The following is a 15,479-nucleotide window of genomic DNA, read 5'->3' on the forward strand; positions in this document are numbered from 1 at the left end:
TCGTTTGAAAGATTTTCAGGTTGCTTATCAACAGATGTTTTAACAATTTAAAATTTCAATCTAGCAGTAGCCATCACATCAAAATCTGAGAAGTCTTTTTCTAAATATTTTAAATACCCAACAATGGCGATCATGGCAGCATTGTCAGTAGTATATTCAAATTTCGGGATATATGTTGTCCATCCAAATTTTTGCTCAGCATCCTTTAAAGCTTTTCTAATTCCAGAATTTGCAGAAACACCACCACCAATAGCAATATGTGTAATACCAGTTTGCTTCACAGCTAATTTTAATTTATCCATCAGTATACCAATAATAGTATACTGAATAGAAGCACAGATGTCATTTAAATTTTCTTTTACAAAGTTTGGATTTGCTTTAGTTTCACGCTGAACAAAATAAAGAATGGCAGTTTTTAATCCTGAGAAACTAAAATTAAGACCGTCCACTTTAGGCTTTGTGAACCTATAGGCCTTAGGGTTACCTTCTTGTGCAAGTTTGTCTATTTCTGGTCCTGCTGGATAGCCTAATCCTAACACTTTACCGCTTTTGTCGTAAGCTTCACCTACAGCATCATCAATTGTTTCACCTAACACTTCCATTTCAAAATAGTTTGAGACTTTAACTATTTGGGTGTGCCCACCAGATATTGTCATTGCTAAAAATGGGAAAAGAGGTTTTTTGTGATTTTCCTCATCTATGAAATGAGCAAGTATGTGAGCTTGCATATGATTAACATCTATTAAGGGTACATTTAAACCAAATGCAAGAGACTTTGCAAAGGAAGTCCCAACCAATAGGGAGCCCATTAAACCAGGACCTCTTGTAAAAGCAATTGCACTAAGTTGTTCTTTAGAAATTTCAGCTTTTTCTATGGCCTGATGAACAACAGGAACAATATTTTGTTGGTGTGCTCGCGATGCCAATTCTGGAACCACACCACCATATTCAGCATGAATTTTTTGGTCTGCAACAACATTGCTCAATATCTTATCGTTACATAGCACAGCTGCAGAAGTATCGTCACAAGAAGATTCTATACCAAGGATATAAATATTTTCGTTTTTCATAGCTGATATTAGGCACAATAATTGTTAATTTTACCGATATAGTCTAAAACCATACTTAGCAACGTATTGTATAGACAAAGGTAGTGAAGATTTCATTCATAAATTAGCTTAAATTCTATCAAAAAAGCACTCAAAATAATAGGTAAAATTGCAGGTATAATTCTGCTAATTTTTCTTATTCTATTTTTATTCCTTGCTATACCAGCCGTACAAACTAAATTAGGGAAATACGCTACTTCTAGGCTAAATGAAGATTTTAATACGGATATAAATATTGGAAAAGTTGGTCTGCAATTAAATGGAGATGTAGAGCTTAAAGAGATACTTATACGAGATTATAAAAAGGATACTCTTATTAGCATTGGAGAACTTAATACCTCAATAATTAGTTTTAAAAACCTATATAACGGCAAGTTAAATTTTGGTGATATTGATATACAAGATTTACTGTTTAACTTAAAAACTTATGAAGGTACTGAGGACACTAATCTAGATATTTTTGTAGATAAATTTGAAGATGACAACCCAAGGGTAGGACCGAGTAAATTTTTATTTTCTTCTAGTGATGTTTCTATAGAGAATGGAATCTTTAAGCTTACCGATGAAAATCTCGAAGACCCAGAAGTATTTGTATTTAGTGACCTAAATGCTAATACAACCAATTTTTTAATTAATGGTCCTAATGTAAGTTCCCGTATAAATAAATTCAGTTTCACCGATAGTAGAGGAATTAAAGTTGAAAATCTCATGGCCAACTTTGAGTATGCCTTGGATCATATGAATTTTGGTGATCTTAATATTAAAACTAATGCCTCACTAATAAAAGGTGAATTGAGGTTTGATTATAAAAGAGAAGATTTAAAAGACTTTACCGATAAGGTCAATGTAACTGCTAGTTTTAAGGATTCGGAAATATCTTTAACAGAATTGAATGTATTTTTTGATGAATTTGGAGTAAATCAAAAAGCAATTTTAAATGCAGATTTAAACGGAACTCTGAACAATTTAGAAGCCACAAACCTAAATGTAAGCACAACTCGAAACACAAAAATCATTGGTGATATTACCTTCCAAAACTTGTTCAGTAAAGAATCAGGTAGTTTTGCTTTGAATGGAAGATTTCAAAATTTGGCATCTAATTACAATGATCTAACCGCTTTATTGCCAAGAATATTAGGAAATTCTATACCAACAATTTTTTCTAACGTTGGAAATTTTAGAATAAATGGTAACTCATATATTACAGAAACCTCTGTTGATGCAAAGATTAAAATTGATACGGACTTAGGATTAATTGATTCGGACATTGAACTATCTAATATTGATAATATTGACAATGCTAGTTATATTGGTAATGTGGTATTTGATGAATTTGACATTGGTGTACTAATAAATGATACTTCATTTAAGAACATATCTGCCAATTTGGATTTAGATGGTAAAGGCTTTAGAATTGATAATCTAAGAACCAATATAAAGGGAGATGTATATAGTCTAAACTACAATGATTATACTTACATGGACATTAAAGTATCAGGAGACTTAGGTAATAAAGTATTTAACGGAATATTAAATGCTGAAGACCTAAATCTGAAATTAGATTTTAATGGTTTAGCAGATTTCTCAGGTGAGATCAAAAATTTTGATTTTAATGCAGATGTTGGTTATGCAAATTTAAAAGCGTTAAATTTTGTTACACGAGATAGTATATCGGAGTTTAGAGGTAAAGTAAGAATGACAGCTGTAGGTTCAAGCTATGACAATGCAACTGGTGCCATAAATATTAAAAATACTACGTATAAAAATCAAGATAGTCAATATCGTTTTGAGGATTTTGATATTGTTTCAACTTTCGATGATGATAAACGAACCTTAACCATAAATTCACCTGATATTGTTAGCGGTAAGATTACAGGAAAATATCGAATACGTGATATTCTTAAGTTGGTAGAAAATTCTTTAGGAAGTATTTATACCAATTACATTCCAAATGAAGTTGAAAAAGGGCAGTATCTTAATTTTAAATTCGACATCTATTCTAAAATTGCCGCAGTCTTCTACAAGGATTTATATTTAGGTAAAAACACGTTTATAGAAGGTAAGATTGAATCTGATGAAAAAGGATTCGATTTAACTTTTAATTCTCCTGAAATAAAATTTCAAAAGTATTTCGCAAATGATATAATGCTAACAGTTGATAATAGCAATCCTATATACAACACATACATTGAGATAGACAGTCTTAGTACAGGAATTTACGATGCATCTGATTTTACTCTAATCAATGTAACTAAGCGCGATACTTTATTAATCAAAACTGAATTTAAAGGTGGTACAAACAACAAAGATAATTTTGATCTCAATCTGTTTTACACAATTGATGATGAGAATAAATCAGTGGTAGGATTTGGTAAATCAGATGTCCGTTTTAAGGATTTTGAGTGGGAGATAAATGCGGATAAGGATACGTTAAACAAAATTAGATTTGATAGAGATTTTAGAAACTTTGATATTTTCCCATTAAGAATAAATCAGGGAAGGGAAGAGATTGTAGTTGCAGGTTCTCTCTATGATGGAGGTAATAAAAATATAAAAGTAGATTTCAACGACGTTGAGCTCGTTAAAATAACCCCTCGAATTGATAGTTTAGCGCTCCAAGGTGTAGTTAATGGTAAGATTGATATTAATCAAAACAATGGTATTTACTTGCCAAAATCAGATCTTGAAGTCACAAGTCTTTTTGTTAATGATTATGATTTGGGGAATCTAACTGCAAAAATTGAAGGAAATAACTCTATAACGAATTACGGCGTAGATGTTGCTCTGGTTAATGACAATTTAAAATCATTTGGAGCCATAGGTTTTATTGATGTTTCTAAGAATAATCCAAGCATCAACCTAGATGTTATTTTTGAAGAGTTTTTACTAGATCCTTTAAATCCATTAGGAGAGGGTGTAATTAGTAATATTAGGGGATTAGTTTCAGGGAATGCCAAAGTAACAGGAAATTTAAATAAACCAAGTATTGATGGTGAACTTTTACTTGATAGAGCAGGATTATCAATTCCATACTTAAATGTAGATTATGGTTTTGATTTTGATTCAAAGGTTACATTAAAGGAGCAACAGTTTATATTTAATAATGTTGCTATGACAGACTCTAAATTCTTCTCTCAAGGTTATTTAAACGGTTTTATAGAGCACAATAATTTTTCGGATTGGGAATTAGGATTAGAATTAAATACAGACAGATTACTTGTTTTAAATACAATTGAAGAAGAAGAGTCATTGTACTATGGCGATGGTTTTGTTACTGGAGAAGCATCAATTATTGGCCCAACTGATCAATTAGTAATTAATGTTGAAGGAAGTACAGCTCCAGGTACGGTATTTAATATACCTCTTAATGATTCTGAAAGTTTTGGTGACAATTCATTTATTCATTTTTTAACACCAGAAGAAAAGCAAGCCAGAATTAACGGTGAAGTTGTTCAGCAAATTGAAGTTAAAGGTCTTGAGCTTAATTTTGATTTAGATGTAAATCAGAACGCAACTATTGAAATTGTGATCGATAAAGAAGCAGGAAGTACCATTAAAGGAAGTGGAGAAGGCAACTTGGTTTTCCTAATTAATACTAACGGAACCTTTAATATGTGGGGTGATTTTTCCGTGTTTGAAGGAATATATAATTTTAAATATGGCGGTTTTGTTGAGAAAAAGTTTGAAGTAGAGCAAGGAGGTAGTATCGTTTGGGAAGGTGATCCTATGGGTGCGGAAATTAATTTGAAAGCTATTTATAAGACTACTGCTAATCCTTCAGTTCTTTTAGATAACCCAGTAACTCAGAGGATTCCAGTCGAGGTAGATATATATCTTACCGGAGATTTAGAACAGCCTCAGCCAGATTTTGATTTAAGATTTCCTAATGTGTCGTCAACGGTAAAATCTGAGTTAGATTATAGGTTGTCATCAAAAGATGAGCGTAATAACCAAGCATTGACATTATTGGGTACCGGCGGATTTTCAAGTGGGATTAGAGGTATAAATTTTACTGGTACAATATCTGAACGTCTCTCTGGTATAGTTAATAATATTATTGGTGGTGATAATGATAATCTCAATGTTGGTATCGATGTAGAATTAGGAGAAAACACACCAGAATTACAAACGGATAATAGATTTGGTCTTACACTTCAAACTCAAATAAGCGATAAAATTCTGGTAAACGGCAAATTAGGAGTACCCTTTGGTAGTGCGCAACAAACTACAATCACTGGAGACGTACAGGTAGACTGGCTATTAAACGACGATGGAACATTTAGGGCAAAGGTTTTTAACCGAGAAAATACCATTAGAAATTTTGGTGAAGAAATTGGCTATACTCAAGGTATTGGTCTTTCTTATAATGTAGAGTTTGATACGTTTAAAGAACTTATTCAAATTATTTTTTCTGGAAAGAATCGAAAGGATAAAAAGAAAAATACGCTAGAAGAAAAAAATGAAGAAACTGATGATGACTTTATGCCAGAGTATATGACCATGAAGAAGAAAAAGACTAAGTCCTAGCCTCTAGACCACTCATTTATTGCGTATTATTAAAATACTTATCAACGAAAACGTTTGAATTATTTTCAGTCAAGTTTTTTTATGACAATAGTCACTTTATTGTGTATTTTGTTTATTAATTTTACTTGAAATAATTAAAAAAAATGTTGCACACCATTAAAAAAATTGGAGTAATGACATCTGGAGGGGACTCTCCAGGAATGAACGCCGCTGTGAGATCAGTAGTTAGAACATGTGCGTTTCATAACATTGAATGTTTTGGCATTTACAGAGGATATGAAGGAATGATAGATGGTGATTTTGTAAAAATGGATGCTCGTAGTGTAAAAGGAATAATTGATAGGGGTGGTACCATATTAAAATCTGCACGATCAAAGGAATTTAGAACAAAGGAAGGTAGAAAAAAAGCATATGATCAACTTACAAAAGCTGGAATTGATGCTTTTGTTGTAATTGGTGGTGATGGTAGTTTTACTGGTGCGATGATTTTTAATCAGGAATTTAATTTTCCTGTAATGGGTATACCTGGTACAATTGATAACGATATCTTTGGTACTACTCATACTTTAGGCTATGATACAGCTTTGAATACGGTTGTCAGTGTAATTGACAAAATTCGAGATACTGCCAGTTCTCACAACAGATTATTTTTCATTGAGGTAATGGGACGTGATGTAGGTCATATTGCATTAAACGTTGGTGTGGGAGCAGGTGCAGAGGAAATTCTAATACCAGAAGAAGACTTAGGACTAGATAGATTACTAGATTCGTTAAGAAGAAGTAAACAGTCGGGTAAATCATCTAGTATTGTTATTGTGGCAGAAGGTGATAAAATCGGTAAAAACGTTTTTGAATTAAAAGATTATGTAGATCAAAACATGTCTGAGTATGAAGTTAGAGTTTCGGTATTAGGACATATGCAACGTGGTGGTTCGCCATCTTGTTTTGACCGTGTTTTGGCAAGTAGAATGGGAGTAAAGGCCGTAGAAAGTCTTATAGTTGGTAAAAGCAACTTCATGGTTGGATTAAAAAATGATGTTATGGAGTTAACACCATTTGATCAAGCAGTAAAAGGTAAATCAAAAATTAATATGGAACTTCTTAGAGTTTCAGACATAATGTCAATATAAAAATAGAACACTATAATTTAAATAATAAAAAAAATGTCAAACTTAAAGTTAGGAATAAACGGATTCGGTAGAATTGGAAGAATAGTATTTAGAGCAACTGTAAAACGTTCAGATGTGGATGTAGTTGCCATTAATGACTTGTTAGATGTTGAGCATTTAGCATATTTATTAAAATATGATTCTGTTCATGGTAGATTCGATGGAGATATTCAAGTTAAAGACGGAAACTTAGTTGTTGACGGAAAAACAATTAGAATAACAGCAGAAAAAGATCCGAAAAACTTAAAATGGGATGAAGCAGGAGCTGATGTTGTTGCTGAGTGTACAGGTATTTTTACAACCTTAGAAACGGCACAATATCATATTGATGGTGGCGCAAAAAAAGTAGTGATTTCTGCACCAAGTAAAGACGCACCAATGTTTGTAATGGGTGTAAATGATGATAAATTAACCTCAAGTCACACCATTGTGTCTAATGCATCTTGTACAACAAACTGCTTAGCACCAATTGCTAAAGTCATAGAAGATAATTTTGGTATTAAAGAAGGTTTAATGACAACAATTCATGCTGCAACTTCTACTCAGTATACTGTAGATGCACCTTCACGTAAAAATTACAGATTAGGTCGTTCAGCAATTGTTAATATTATACCATCATCTACTGGTGCTGCAAAAGCAGTAGGGAAAGTTATTCCAGAATTAGATGGCAAATTAACAGGTATGGCATTTAGAGTACCAACAGCAGATGTTTCTGTGGTAGATTTAACAGTAAAAACAAATTCAGCTACTACATTAGATGAAATTAAAGCCGCAATGAAAAAAGCAGCAAATGGATCTATGAATGGTGTTTTAGGGTATACAGATGAAGCTGTTGTATCTCAAGATTTTGTAAGTGAAGAAAGAACAAGTGTTTTTGATGCAGATGCCTCAATTGAACTTAATTCAAATTTCTTTAAATTAATTTCTTGGTACGATAATGAGTTTGGATATTCAAACAAAATGGTTGATTTAGCTCAAAAAGTTAACAACCTATAATAAACAAGTATTAATTCAAAAATTCCGTAGGAGATTGAATTAAGTTCACCTACGGAATTTTTTAATTTATTGGCTTTATGATTTTAATTACTGACGGTGGTTCTACAAAATGCGACTGGATTGTCATTGACAACACTGGCAAAAAGTTAGCAGAAAAAATTAGGACCAAAGGATTAAACCCAGCTATACTTACAGAAAAGAAAGTAACAAAAATTATTAAAAAAAGTGCAGATTTAATGGCACTTAAGGATGATGTTACTTATGTTTTCTTTTATGGTGCTGGTTGTGGCACAGAAAAGCCAAGACTCATGTTGACTCATGTGCTAAAGTTAATTTTTTTAAAGGCCCATGTAGAGGTTAAAGAAGACACTATGGCTGCAGTAAGGGCAACCATCAATTCTAATGATGAAAAAGCCGTAGTTTGTATTATGGGAACTGGCTCTAACTGTAGTTATTTCGATGGTATTAAGCTACATCAGAGAGTATTAAGTTTGGGATATACATTAATGGATGATGCAAGTGGTAATTTTTATGGTAAAGAGTTAATTAGGGATTATTATTTTAATAAAATGCCGGAAACCATAAAACTTGCTTTTGAGCATAAGTATGAATTAGATGCAGATTTTATTAAATATAACCTTTATAAACAGCCCAATCCCAATGCTTACCTAGCAAATTTTGCTGAGTTTATGTTTTTAAATAAAGATTCAGATTATATTAAAGATTTAATTAAAAAAGGCATTCGCAGATTTACAGAGAATATGATTCTACAGTATAAAGAAGAGTTAGATTCAGGTGTACCTGTGCATTTTGCAGGTTCTATTGCTTACTTTTCGCAAGAAGAGATTCATGAAGTAGCAGGTGAGTATGGATTTAAAATTGGTAATTTTGTTCGTAGACCTATAGATGGTTTAGTAGATTATCATGTTAAAAACCTATAAGGGTTAAAAACATATTTTTTAATAATCTGTTGATAAATCTCAACAAAGCTGTTGTAAAACTTATTAATTGGTTTTATCTTTGCATCATTAATAAATGAAACGTAATTATGTTTGAATTTGATCAATATTTAGGATTCTTAGCTTTTTTAACTATACTAACAATAGGATTTTGGTTAATGATATTCCTGTTAACATTTGTTATTCCTTATTGGGTATTTGGTTCGGCGATTGAGCGTTTCAAAGAAATTAAAGAAGAAAAGAAAGCGAAAAGAGCAGGTACTGCTTAATACAAATCATATAAAAAATAAAAAAGGACGCAATTTGCGTCCTTTTTTATTTTATTAAATATAGTTTAAATTTTCACCAGTGTTTTTGTAATTAGACTACCGTTTGTTGATTTAACCTGAATTTTATAAAATCCGGATTTTAGTCCATTGAGATAAATTGTCTTTTCAAACTTATTTATAGAGATTACTTTAATACCCTTAATATTGAATATATCCAATTGCTTATAATCTCCATTTAATTCATTTAGTGCTAATCCTTTCTTTGCATCATAAACTATTGTCTCGCTTTTAGGATTATTAATAATAATTGGAAAATCTGGTTTTACATAATCCGATTTCGAACTTGTAAATACAGATAAATAAAAAATAGTAATCACAGCTGTAATTGTTGGGGCAATTGCAGTTAGTTTCATAATCATTCTAGGTTAAGTTGTTAGAAATATAGAAATATAACATATCAGAACCATAAACAACATTATTAATTCGATAAAATGATATAATTTGTAAGAATAAAACTATAATTATTTCTATTTACTAGTTTTACTTATGATGACTTTGTTAATTTTGGTCTCAGTCTTATGTCATTAATTATGTTAATTAATATCCTTTTTATTACATTTAGATTCAAATATTTTATTCATGAAATTCATTAAAATCTTACTCCTTTTTTTATCTATTTCTATAAACGGTCAACAAGTATTACCCGAGAAACAACGTGCTCAAGTAGTTGATGAAATATTAAAAGATAGATTCGATAATGTATTACCCGGATTAATGGACAATGCCGGGATTGACATGTGGATTTTAATATCTAGGGAGTACAATGAGGATCCTGTATTAAGAACTATGTTGCCTGCAACTTGGCTAAATGCGCGAAGAAGAACAATATTAGTATTCTACAGAAATAAAGAAGAAAATACCATTGAGAAACTAGCGGTAGCACGTTATAATTTTGGAGAAAATATCATCTCAGCATGGGATAAAGAGCAAGAGCCAAATCAATGGAACCGATTAGTACAGATTATTAATGAACGGAATCCTAATGTAATTGGATTGAATTATTCAAAGAACTTTAATATTTGTGATGGCATTGTTAAAACAGACTATGAAGAATTTATGTCAGTATTATCTAAAGAACACCAAACAAAAGTCGTATCGGCTGAGAAACTTGCCATTGGTTGGATTGAAACCAGAACTGAAAAAGAAATGGTTATATATAATCAATTAGTTGATATAACGCATGATATAATTGCAGAGGCATTTTCGGAAAAGGTTATTACCCCAGGCATAACAACGACAACTGATGTAGAGTGGTGGATGCGTGATAAAGTAACATCTCTTGGTCTTGAAACCTGGTTCCATCCTACGGTTGATGTACAAAGAACGGCTGAAGAGCTGGGAAATCATTTATATGCATTTTCAAATAGACCTGAAAATATGGTAATAATTCCTGGTGATTTAGTGCATTGCGATTTTGGTATTACCTATTTAAGGTTGAACACAGATTGCCAAGAATTGGCTTATGTTTTGAAGCCAAATGAAACTGAACCGCCTCATTACTTACAAAATGCATTTAAAGATGGTAATAGAGTTCAGGATATATTTACTTCGAATTTTGAAACTGGTAAATCAGGAAATCAAGTTTTAAAAGAATCATTAGAACAAGGAAAAGCTGAAGGCTTACGTCCTGCAATATATACTCATCCATTGGGCGCATATGGTCATAGCGCTGGTACAACATTAGGAATGTGGGATTCTCAAGATGGAGTGCCAGTTAATGGTGATTACCCTTTACATGAAAATACGGTTTATGCTATTGAGTTGAATACCACTGTGACAATACCAGAGTGGAAACGCGACATTAGAATTATGCTTGAGGAAGCCGGATTTTGGGGCCCGAATGGATTTAGGTATGTAAATGGCAGACAAACCAAATTATTAACGATACCGAGAGTTAAAGACCACCAAGGGAATTAAACCTGCAATACACCTAAATTAAATGGTTTTTCAATAGGAGCGTGGTTGGCGGCTTCAATGCCCATGCTTATCCAAGTCCTTGTTTCTAATGGATCTATAATTCCATCTGTCCAAAGTCTAGCTGCAGCATAATAAGGTGATACTTGGTTATCGTACCTGTCTTTTATTCTATTAAACAATTCTTCTTCTTTTTCTTTAGTGATTTTTTCACCTTTCTTTTTAAGAGAAGCTGTTTCGATTTGAAGTAAAACCTTTGCAGCAGAATTACCACTCATTACTGCAAGTTCAGCACTCGGCCATGCAACAATTAGTCTTGGGTCATAAGCTTTACCACACATGGCATAATTACCGGCACCATAACTATTACCTATTACTATAGTGAATTTTGGCACCACAGAATTACTTACTGCATTTACCATTTTAGCACCATCTTTGATAATACCTCCATGTTCAGATTTGCTACCAACCATAAATCCGGTAACGTCTTGTAAAAAGACAAGTGGAATTTTCTTTTGATTACAATTAGCTATAAATCTTGTGGCTTTATCTGCTGAGTCATTGTAAATAACACCGCCAAATTGCATTTCGCTTGGTTTTGTTTTGGCACCCTTTGTTTTAACTATCTGTCGTTGATTGGCTATAATACCAACAGCCCAACCATCAACTCTAGCATAACCCGTAATAATGGTTTGGCCATATCCAGCTTTGTATTCTTCAAATTCAGAGTTGTCAACTAATCGGCTAATGATGTCATTCATATCATACTGATCAGCTCTACTTTTCGGAACAATTCCATAGATATCCTGAGGGTTCTCTTTTGGTTTACTTGGCTTAATTCTATTGTAACCTGCTTTATCAAAATCACCAATTTTGTCTACAATATTCCTGATAGTATCTAAGGCATCTTTATCATCTTTTGCTTTGTAATCTGTTACACCAGATATTTCGCAATGTGTTGCTGCGCCACCAAGTGTTTCATTATCTATGGTTTCGCCAATTGCAGCTTTAACAAGATAGCTTCCAGCTAAAAAAATACTACCGGTTTTATCGACTATTAATGCTTCGTCACTCATAATTGGCAAGTAGGCACCACCAGCAACACAACTTCCCATAACGGCGGCAATTTGGGTAATTCCCATACTGCTCATTACGGCATTATTTCTAAAAATCCGCCCAAAATGTTCCTTATCTGGAAAAATCTCATCTTGCATAGGTAAAAATACACCTGCACTATCTACAAGATATATAATTGGCAATCTGTTTTCAATAGCAATTTCTTGAGCCCTTAGGTTCTTTTTCCCTGTTATTGGAAACCATGCACCAGCTTTTACTGTTGCATCGTTGGCAACGACAATACATTGCTTTCCTTTAATATAACCTATTTTAATGACTACACCACCAGAAGGGCATCCACCATATTCGGGATACATATCCTCACCAGCAAAAGCACCAATTTCAATAGATTTTGATTTTGGATCAAGAAGATAATCTATTCGTTCTCTAGCGGTCATCTTACCTTTACTATGATGTTTATCAATACTTTTCTGTCCACCACCTAATTTAACTTGGGCAAAACGTTTTTTTAGGTCAGAGAGTAGAAGCTTATTGTGATCTTCGTTTTTATTGAATTTGATATCCATTAATAGAGAATTGTTTTGCACGAATTTACGAAACATTAATATTAATTGTTAAGCCTATTTTCTAAATGAAACGTTAAATTTATATAACATGGAATTATATTCCTTGGAATATAAATATTTTTATAGTACATTTGTGCATCAAATAATTATAATGAATATGAAAAATATAATAGCATTCGCAGGAAGTGACAGCAAAACTTCAATTAATAAACAATTAGCAACTTACGCTGCGTCATTGGTAGAAGGAACTGAAGCCACAGTTTTAGATTTAAATGATTTTGAATTACCAATGTATAGTATGAATTTAGAACTGGCAGAAGGAATACCTGATAATGCGTACAAGTTTTTAAATTTAATAAAAGCCACTGACGGTATCGTGTTGTCGTTAGCAGAACATAATGGAACATATGCTACAGTTTTCAAAAACTTATTTGACTGGATGTCTCGTATTGATGGAAAATTATGGAGTGATAAGCCCATGTTGTTAATGGCAACGTCACCTGGTGCTAGAGGTGGAGCTACAGGATTAGAAATAGCTCAGGCTAGATTTGGATATATGGGAGGAAACATTGTTGGGAGTTTTAGTCTACCATCGTTTAATGATAATTTTTCAGATGGAAAGATTACGAATTCTGAATTCAATAATCAGTTATTAGAAGAGGTAGAACAATTCGCTGAGAGTGTTTAATTATGGGAGATTTAGCAAAAGATATCAATTCAACGTTTCCTAATAATAGAGTAAAAGCTTTACTAAATATTATCTACACAGCGAACTGGATTACAAGTTGTCAAAATGAATTTTTTAAGGATTTTGGTATTTCTCCTCAACAATATAATATCCTTAGAATATTAAAAGGAGCAGGTGAACCTTTGAAAGTTCAAACGATTAAGGATAGAATGTTAGAGCGATCACCCAATGCAACGCGATTAATGGATAAACTTTGTGCTAAAAATTATATAGAACGTTTACCGTCAGACAACGATAGACGTGTTGTAAAGATTGCTATAACAGAAGAAGGAAAGAATTTATTAGCGTCTATACCAAAAAACTTAAATAAAGAATTACTTAAGAATTTAAATGAAGACGAAGCACAGCAGTTAAGTAATCTGCTAGATAAAATGCGCTAATGCATTTTTTTAATAAAATATTTTCCATGGAAAATATTATAATAAAAGCAATTAAAATGAAAACAAATACAATTAAAAGAGTAGGACGAAGCGATTTCGTTAATATGGGACCAATACGCTTACGTCAACCATTGCCAACTCAAGGCATAGATATGGTAGATCCATTTATCCTTTTGCACCATTATGGACCATATGAAATCAATGAAAGAAGTAATCCGTTTGATTTAGGGCCACACCCACATAGAGGATTTGAGCCTATAACCTTCTTGGTGCAAGGAGAGCAATTACATAGAGATTCATTAGGTAATGAAAGTATAGTAAAAGAAGGTGATGTACAATGGACAACAGCTGGAAGAGGTATCGTTCATGCAGAAGGACCTACAAAATCATTTGTTAAAAAGGGTGGTGTGATAGAAGGAATTCAGTTGTGGCTAAATTTACCTGCAAAGAAAAAAATGATGCAAGCTAATTATCAACATGTTAAACATGAAGATTTTAAGGTAAATACTTCGGCCGATGGAAATGTAAAAACCAGAGTTATAGCTGGAAATTTAAATGATAATCAAGGATCCATTATTACACAATCTGATGTCAATGCCTTTATGATAGAAGCAAAGGCAGGTGGAAATGAAACTATTTCATTTCCAATTACACAACAAGGCATGCTATATTTATTAAAAGGTAAAGTGAAAGTTAATGGTGAAACTACTTTAGAGCTTGATAAGAATCAACTCATTCAATTTCATCAAGATGGTGAAGGCTTTACTATTGAAGCAGAAACAGATAGTTTGTTGTTGTTTATGTCAGGTGAACCTTTTAATGAAGAAGTGGCGACTTATGGACCCTACGTTATGAATACTCAAACAGAATTGTTGGAAGCAATGAGAGATTACCAAATGGGTAAAATGGGATTTCTTCCAGTCAGTTAATTGATTAATATAAAAACAGAAAACTATGAAAACTATAATTCACAAGGCAGACACACGCGGTTATGCAGATCATGGATGGTTAAAATCACATCATACGTTTAGTTTTGCTAGCTACCAAAATCCAGAACGCATGAATTTTGGAATGTTACGTGTCTTAAATGATGATGTAGTACAACCAAAAATGGGATTTGGTACACATCCACATCAAAACATGGAAATCATTTCTATTCCGCTTAAAGGTGCATTGTCTCATAAGGATAGCATGGGAAACAAGAGAGCCATTGAAGTTGGTGAAGTACAAGTGATGAGCGCTGGTACAGGGTTAACACATTCTGAGTTTAACGATAGTAAAATAAATGAAGTTAATTTTCTTCAACTATGGATAATTCCTGAAGAAATGAGTGTGAAACCAAATTATGAACAACGACAATTCCCTAACCAAGGCAAACAAAATCAGTTGCAAACTGTAGTTGCACCAAAGGATAAGTTAGAAGGTGATGCCTTGCCCATAAGTCAACAGGCCTATATCTATAGAACAACTTTAGAGGCTGAAAACTCAATTGGTTTAAACTTAAAATCTGAAAATAATGGCGTCTACATATTTGTTGTAGATGGAGAAGTTAGCATAGATGGTAATTCATTATCTAAAAGAGACGCAATTGGTGTTAGTGAAATTCATTCTCTAGATATAAAATCTACTGAAAATTCAGAACTTGTTATCATCGAAGTGCCAATGAAATAGATTCATAGGACAGCAACATATTGTTACTTATTAA

The 15,479-nt window shown here is 32.7% G+C and carries 14 protein-coding genes; 10 read left to right on the forward strand and 4 right to left on the reverse strand.

All coding sequences use genetic code 11. The annotated features are described in order from the left end of the window. Positions 1-47: 47 nt before the first annotated feature. A complete protein-coding gene (gene tsaD / locus ACFWV9_RS09565; RefSeq protein ID WP_411894986.1) occupies positions 48-1,070 on the reverse strand; it encodes a tRNA (adenosine(37)-N6)-threonylcarbamoyltransferase complex transferase subunit TsaD in 1,023 nt (340 codons plus the stop codon). Between the two features lie 464 nt (positions 1,071-1,534). Further along, positions 1,535-1,819: a hypothetical protein gene (locus tag ACFWV9_RS09570; RefSeq protein WP_411894987.1), complete on the reverse strand. Its 285-nt coding sequence runs from the start codon at positions 1,817-1,819 to the stop codon at positions 1,535-1,537. On the opposite strand from ACFWV9_RS09570, the gene ACFWV9_RS09575 reads away from it, so the two are divergent. The 5 genes from ACFWV9_RS09575 (at position 1,818) to ACFWV9_RS09595 (ending at position 9,029) form a co-directional block, all read left to right on the forward strand. Further along, a complete protein-coding gene (locus ACFWV9_RS09575) occupies positions 1,818-5,636 on the forward strand; it encodes a translocation/assembly module TamB domain-containing protein (protein WP_411894988.1) in 3,819 nt (1,272 codons plus the stop codon). The two genes, ACFWV9_RS09570 and ACFWV9_RS09575, sit on opposite strands and share 2 nt — an antisense overlap. A 143-nt stretch (positions 5,637-5,779) precedes the next feature. Further along, positions 5,780-6,766 (forward strand): 6-phosphofructokinase, encoded by a 987-nt coding sequence (gene pfkA, locus ACFWV9_RS09580; protein WP_411894989.1) that lies wholly within the window; start codon positions 5,780-5,782, stop codon positions 6,764-6,766. A gap of 33 nt (positions 6,767-6,799) precedes the next feature. Further along, a complete protein-coding gene (gene gap / locus ACFWV9_RS09585; RefSeq protein WP_411894990.1) occupies positions 6,800-7,801 on the forward strand; it encodes a type I glyceraldehyde-3-phosphate dehydrogenase in 1,002 nt (333 codons plus the stop codon). A 77-nt stretch (positions 7,802-7,878) separates the two neighbouring features. Continuing rightward, a complete protein-coding gene (locus ACFWV9_RS09590; protein ID WP_411894991.1) occupies positions 7,879-8,742 on the forward strand; it encodes an N-acetylglucosamine kinase in 864 nt (287 codons plus the stop codon). Positions 8,743-8,849: 107 nt separating this feature from the next. Then, positions 8,850-9,029, forward strand: coding sequence for a hypothetical protein (locus tag ACFWV9_RS09595; protein ID WP_224477861.1), 180 nt, complete (start codon positions 8,850-8,852; stop codon positions 9,027-9,029). A 65-nt stretch (positions 9,030-9,094) separates the two neighbouring features. Here ACFWV9_RS09595 and ACFWV9_RS09600 read toward each other — a convergent pair whose 3' ends face one another. After that, on the reverse strand, positions 9,095-9,442 hold the full coding sequence (locus tag ACFWV9_RS09600; protein ID WP_411894992.1) for a hypothetical protein: 348 nt from the start codon (positions 9,440-9,442) through the stop codon (positions 9,095-9,097). A 226-nt stretch (positions 9,443-9,668) separates the two neighbouring features. Here ACFWV9_RS09600 and ACFWV9_RS09605 point away from each other — a divergent pair, with 226 nt between their 5' ends. Next, on the forward strand, positions 9,669-11,006 hold the full coding sequence (locus tag ACFWV9_RS09605; RefSeq protein WP_411894993.1) for a M24 family metallopeptidase: 1,338 nt from the start codon (positions 9,669-9,671) through the stop codon (positions 11,004-11,006). Here ACFWV9_RS09605 and ACFWV9_RS09610 read toward each other — a convergent pair. Beyond that, positions 11,003-12,646 (reverse strand): acyl-CoA carboxylase subunit beta, encoded by a 1,644-nt coding sequence (locus ACFWV9_RS09610; protein WP_411894994.1) that lies wholly within the window; start codon positions 12,644-12,646, stop codon positions 11,003-11,005. The genes ACFWV9_RS09605 and ACFWV9_RS09610 overlap by 4 nt on opposite strands. A gap of 157 nt (positions 12,647-12,803) precedes the next feature. On the opposite strand from ACFWV9_RS09610, the gene ACFWV9_RS09615 reads away from it, so the two are divergent. From ACFWV9_RS09615 to ACFWV9_RS09630, 4 genes are read left to right on the forward strand one after another with little or no spacing between them, the layout of a single operon-like run. Further along, positions 12,804-13,334 (forward strand): NADPH-dependent FMN reductase, encoded by a 531-nt coding sequence (locus ACFWV9_RS09615; RefSeq protein WP_411894995.1) that lies wholly within the window; start codon positions 12,804-12,806, stop codon positions 13,332-13,334. 2 nt (positions 13,335-13,336) lie between these two features. Then, the gene (locus ACFWV9_RS09620) at positions 13,337-13,774 is read left to right on the forward strand and encodes a MarR family winged helix-turn-helix transcriptional regulator (protein ID WP_411894996.1); all 438 of its coding nucleotides are present in this window, start codon (positions 13,337-13,339) and stop codon (positions 13,772-13,774) included. Positions 13,775-13,830: 56 nt separating this feature from the next. Next, entirely contained in the window at positions 13,831-14,703 is an 873-nt protein-coding gene (locus ACFWV9_RS09625; RefSeq protein ID WP_411894997.1) for a pirin family protein, read from the forward strand. 25 nt (positions 14,704-14,728) lie between these two features. Further along, positions 14,729-15,445, forward strand: coding sequence for a pirin family protein (locus tag ACFWV9_RS09630; protein ID WP_411894998.1), 717 nt, complete (start codon positions 14,729-14,731; stop codon positions 15,443-15,445). The last annotated feature ends 34 nt before the right edge of the window (positions 15,446-15,479 follow it).

Origin of the sequence: Winogradskyella sp. A2, assembly GCF_046762865.1 — a bacterium.
Lineage (GTDB): Bacteria > Bacteroidota > Bacteroidia > Flavobacteriales > Flavobacteriaceae > Winogradskyella.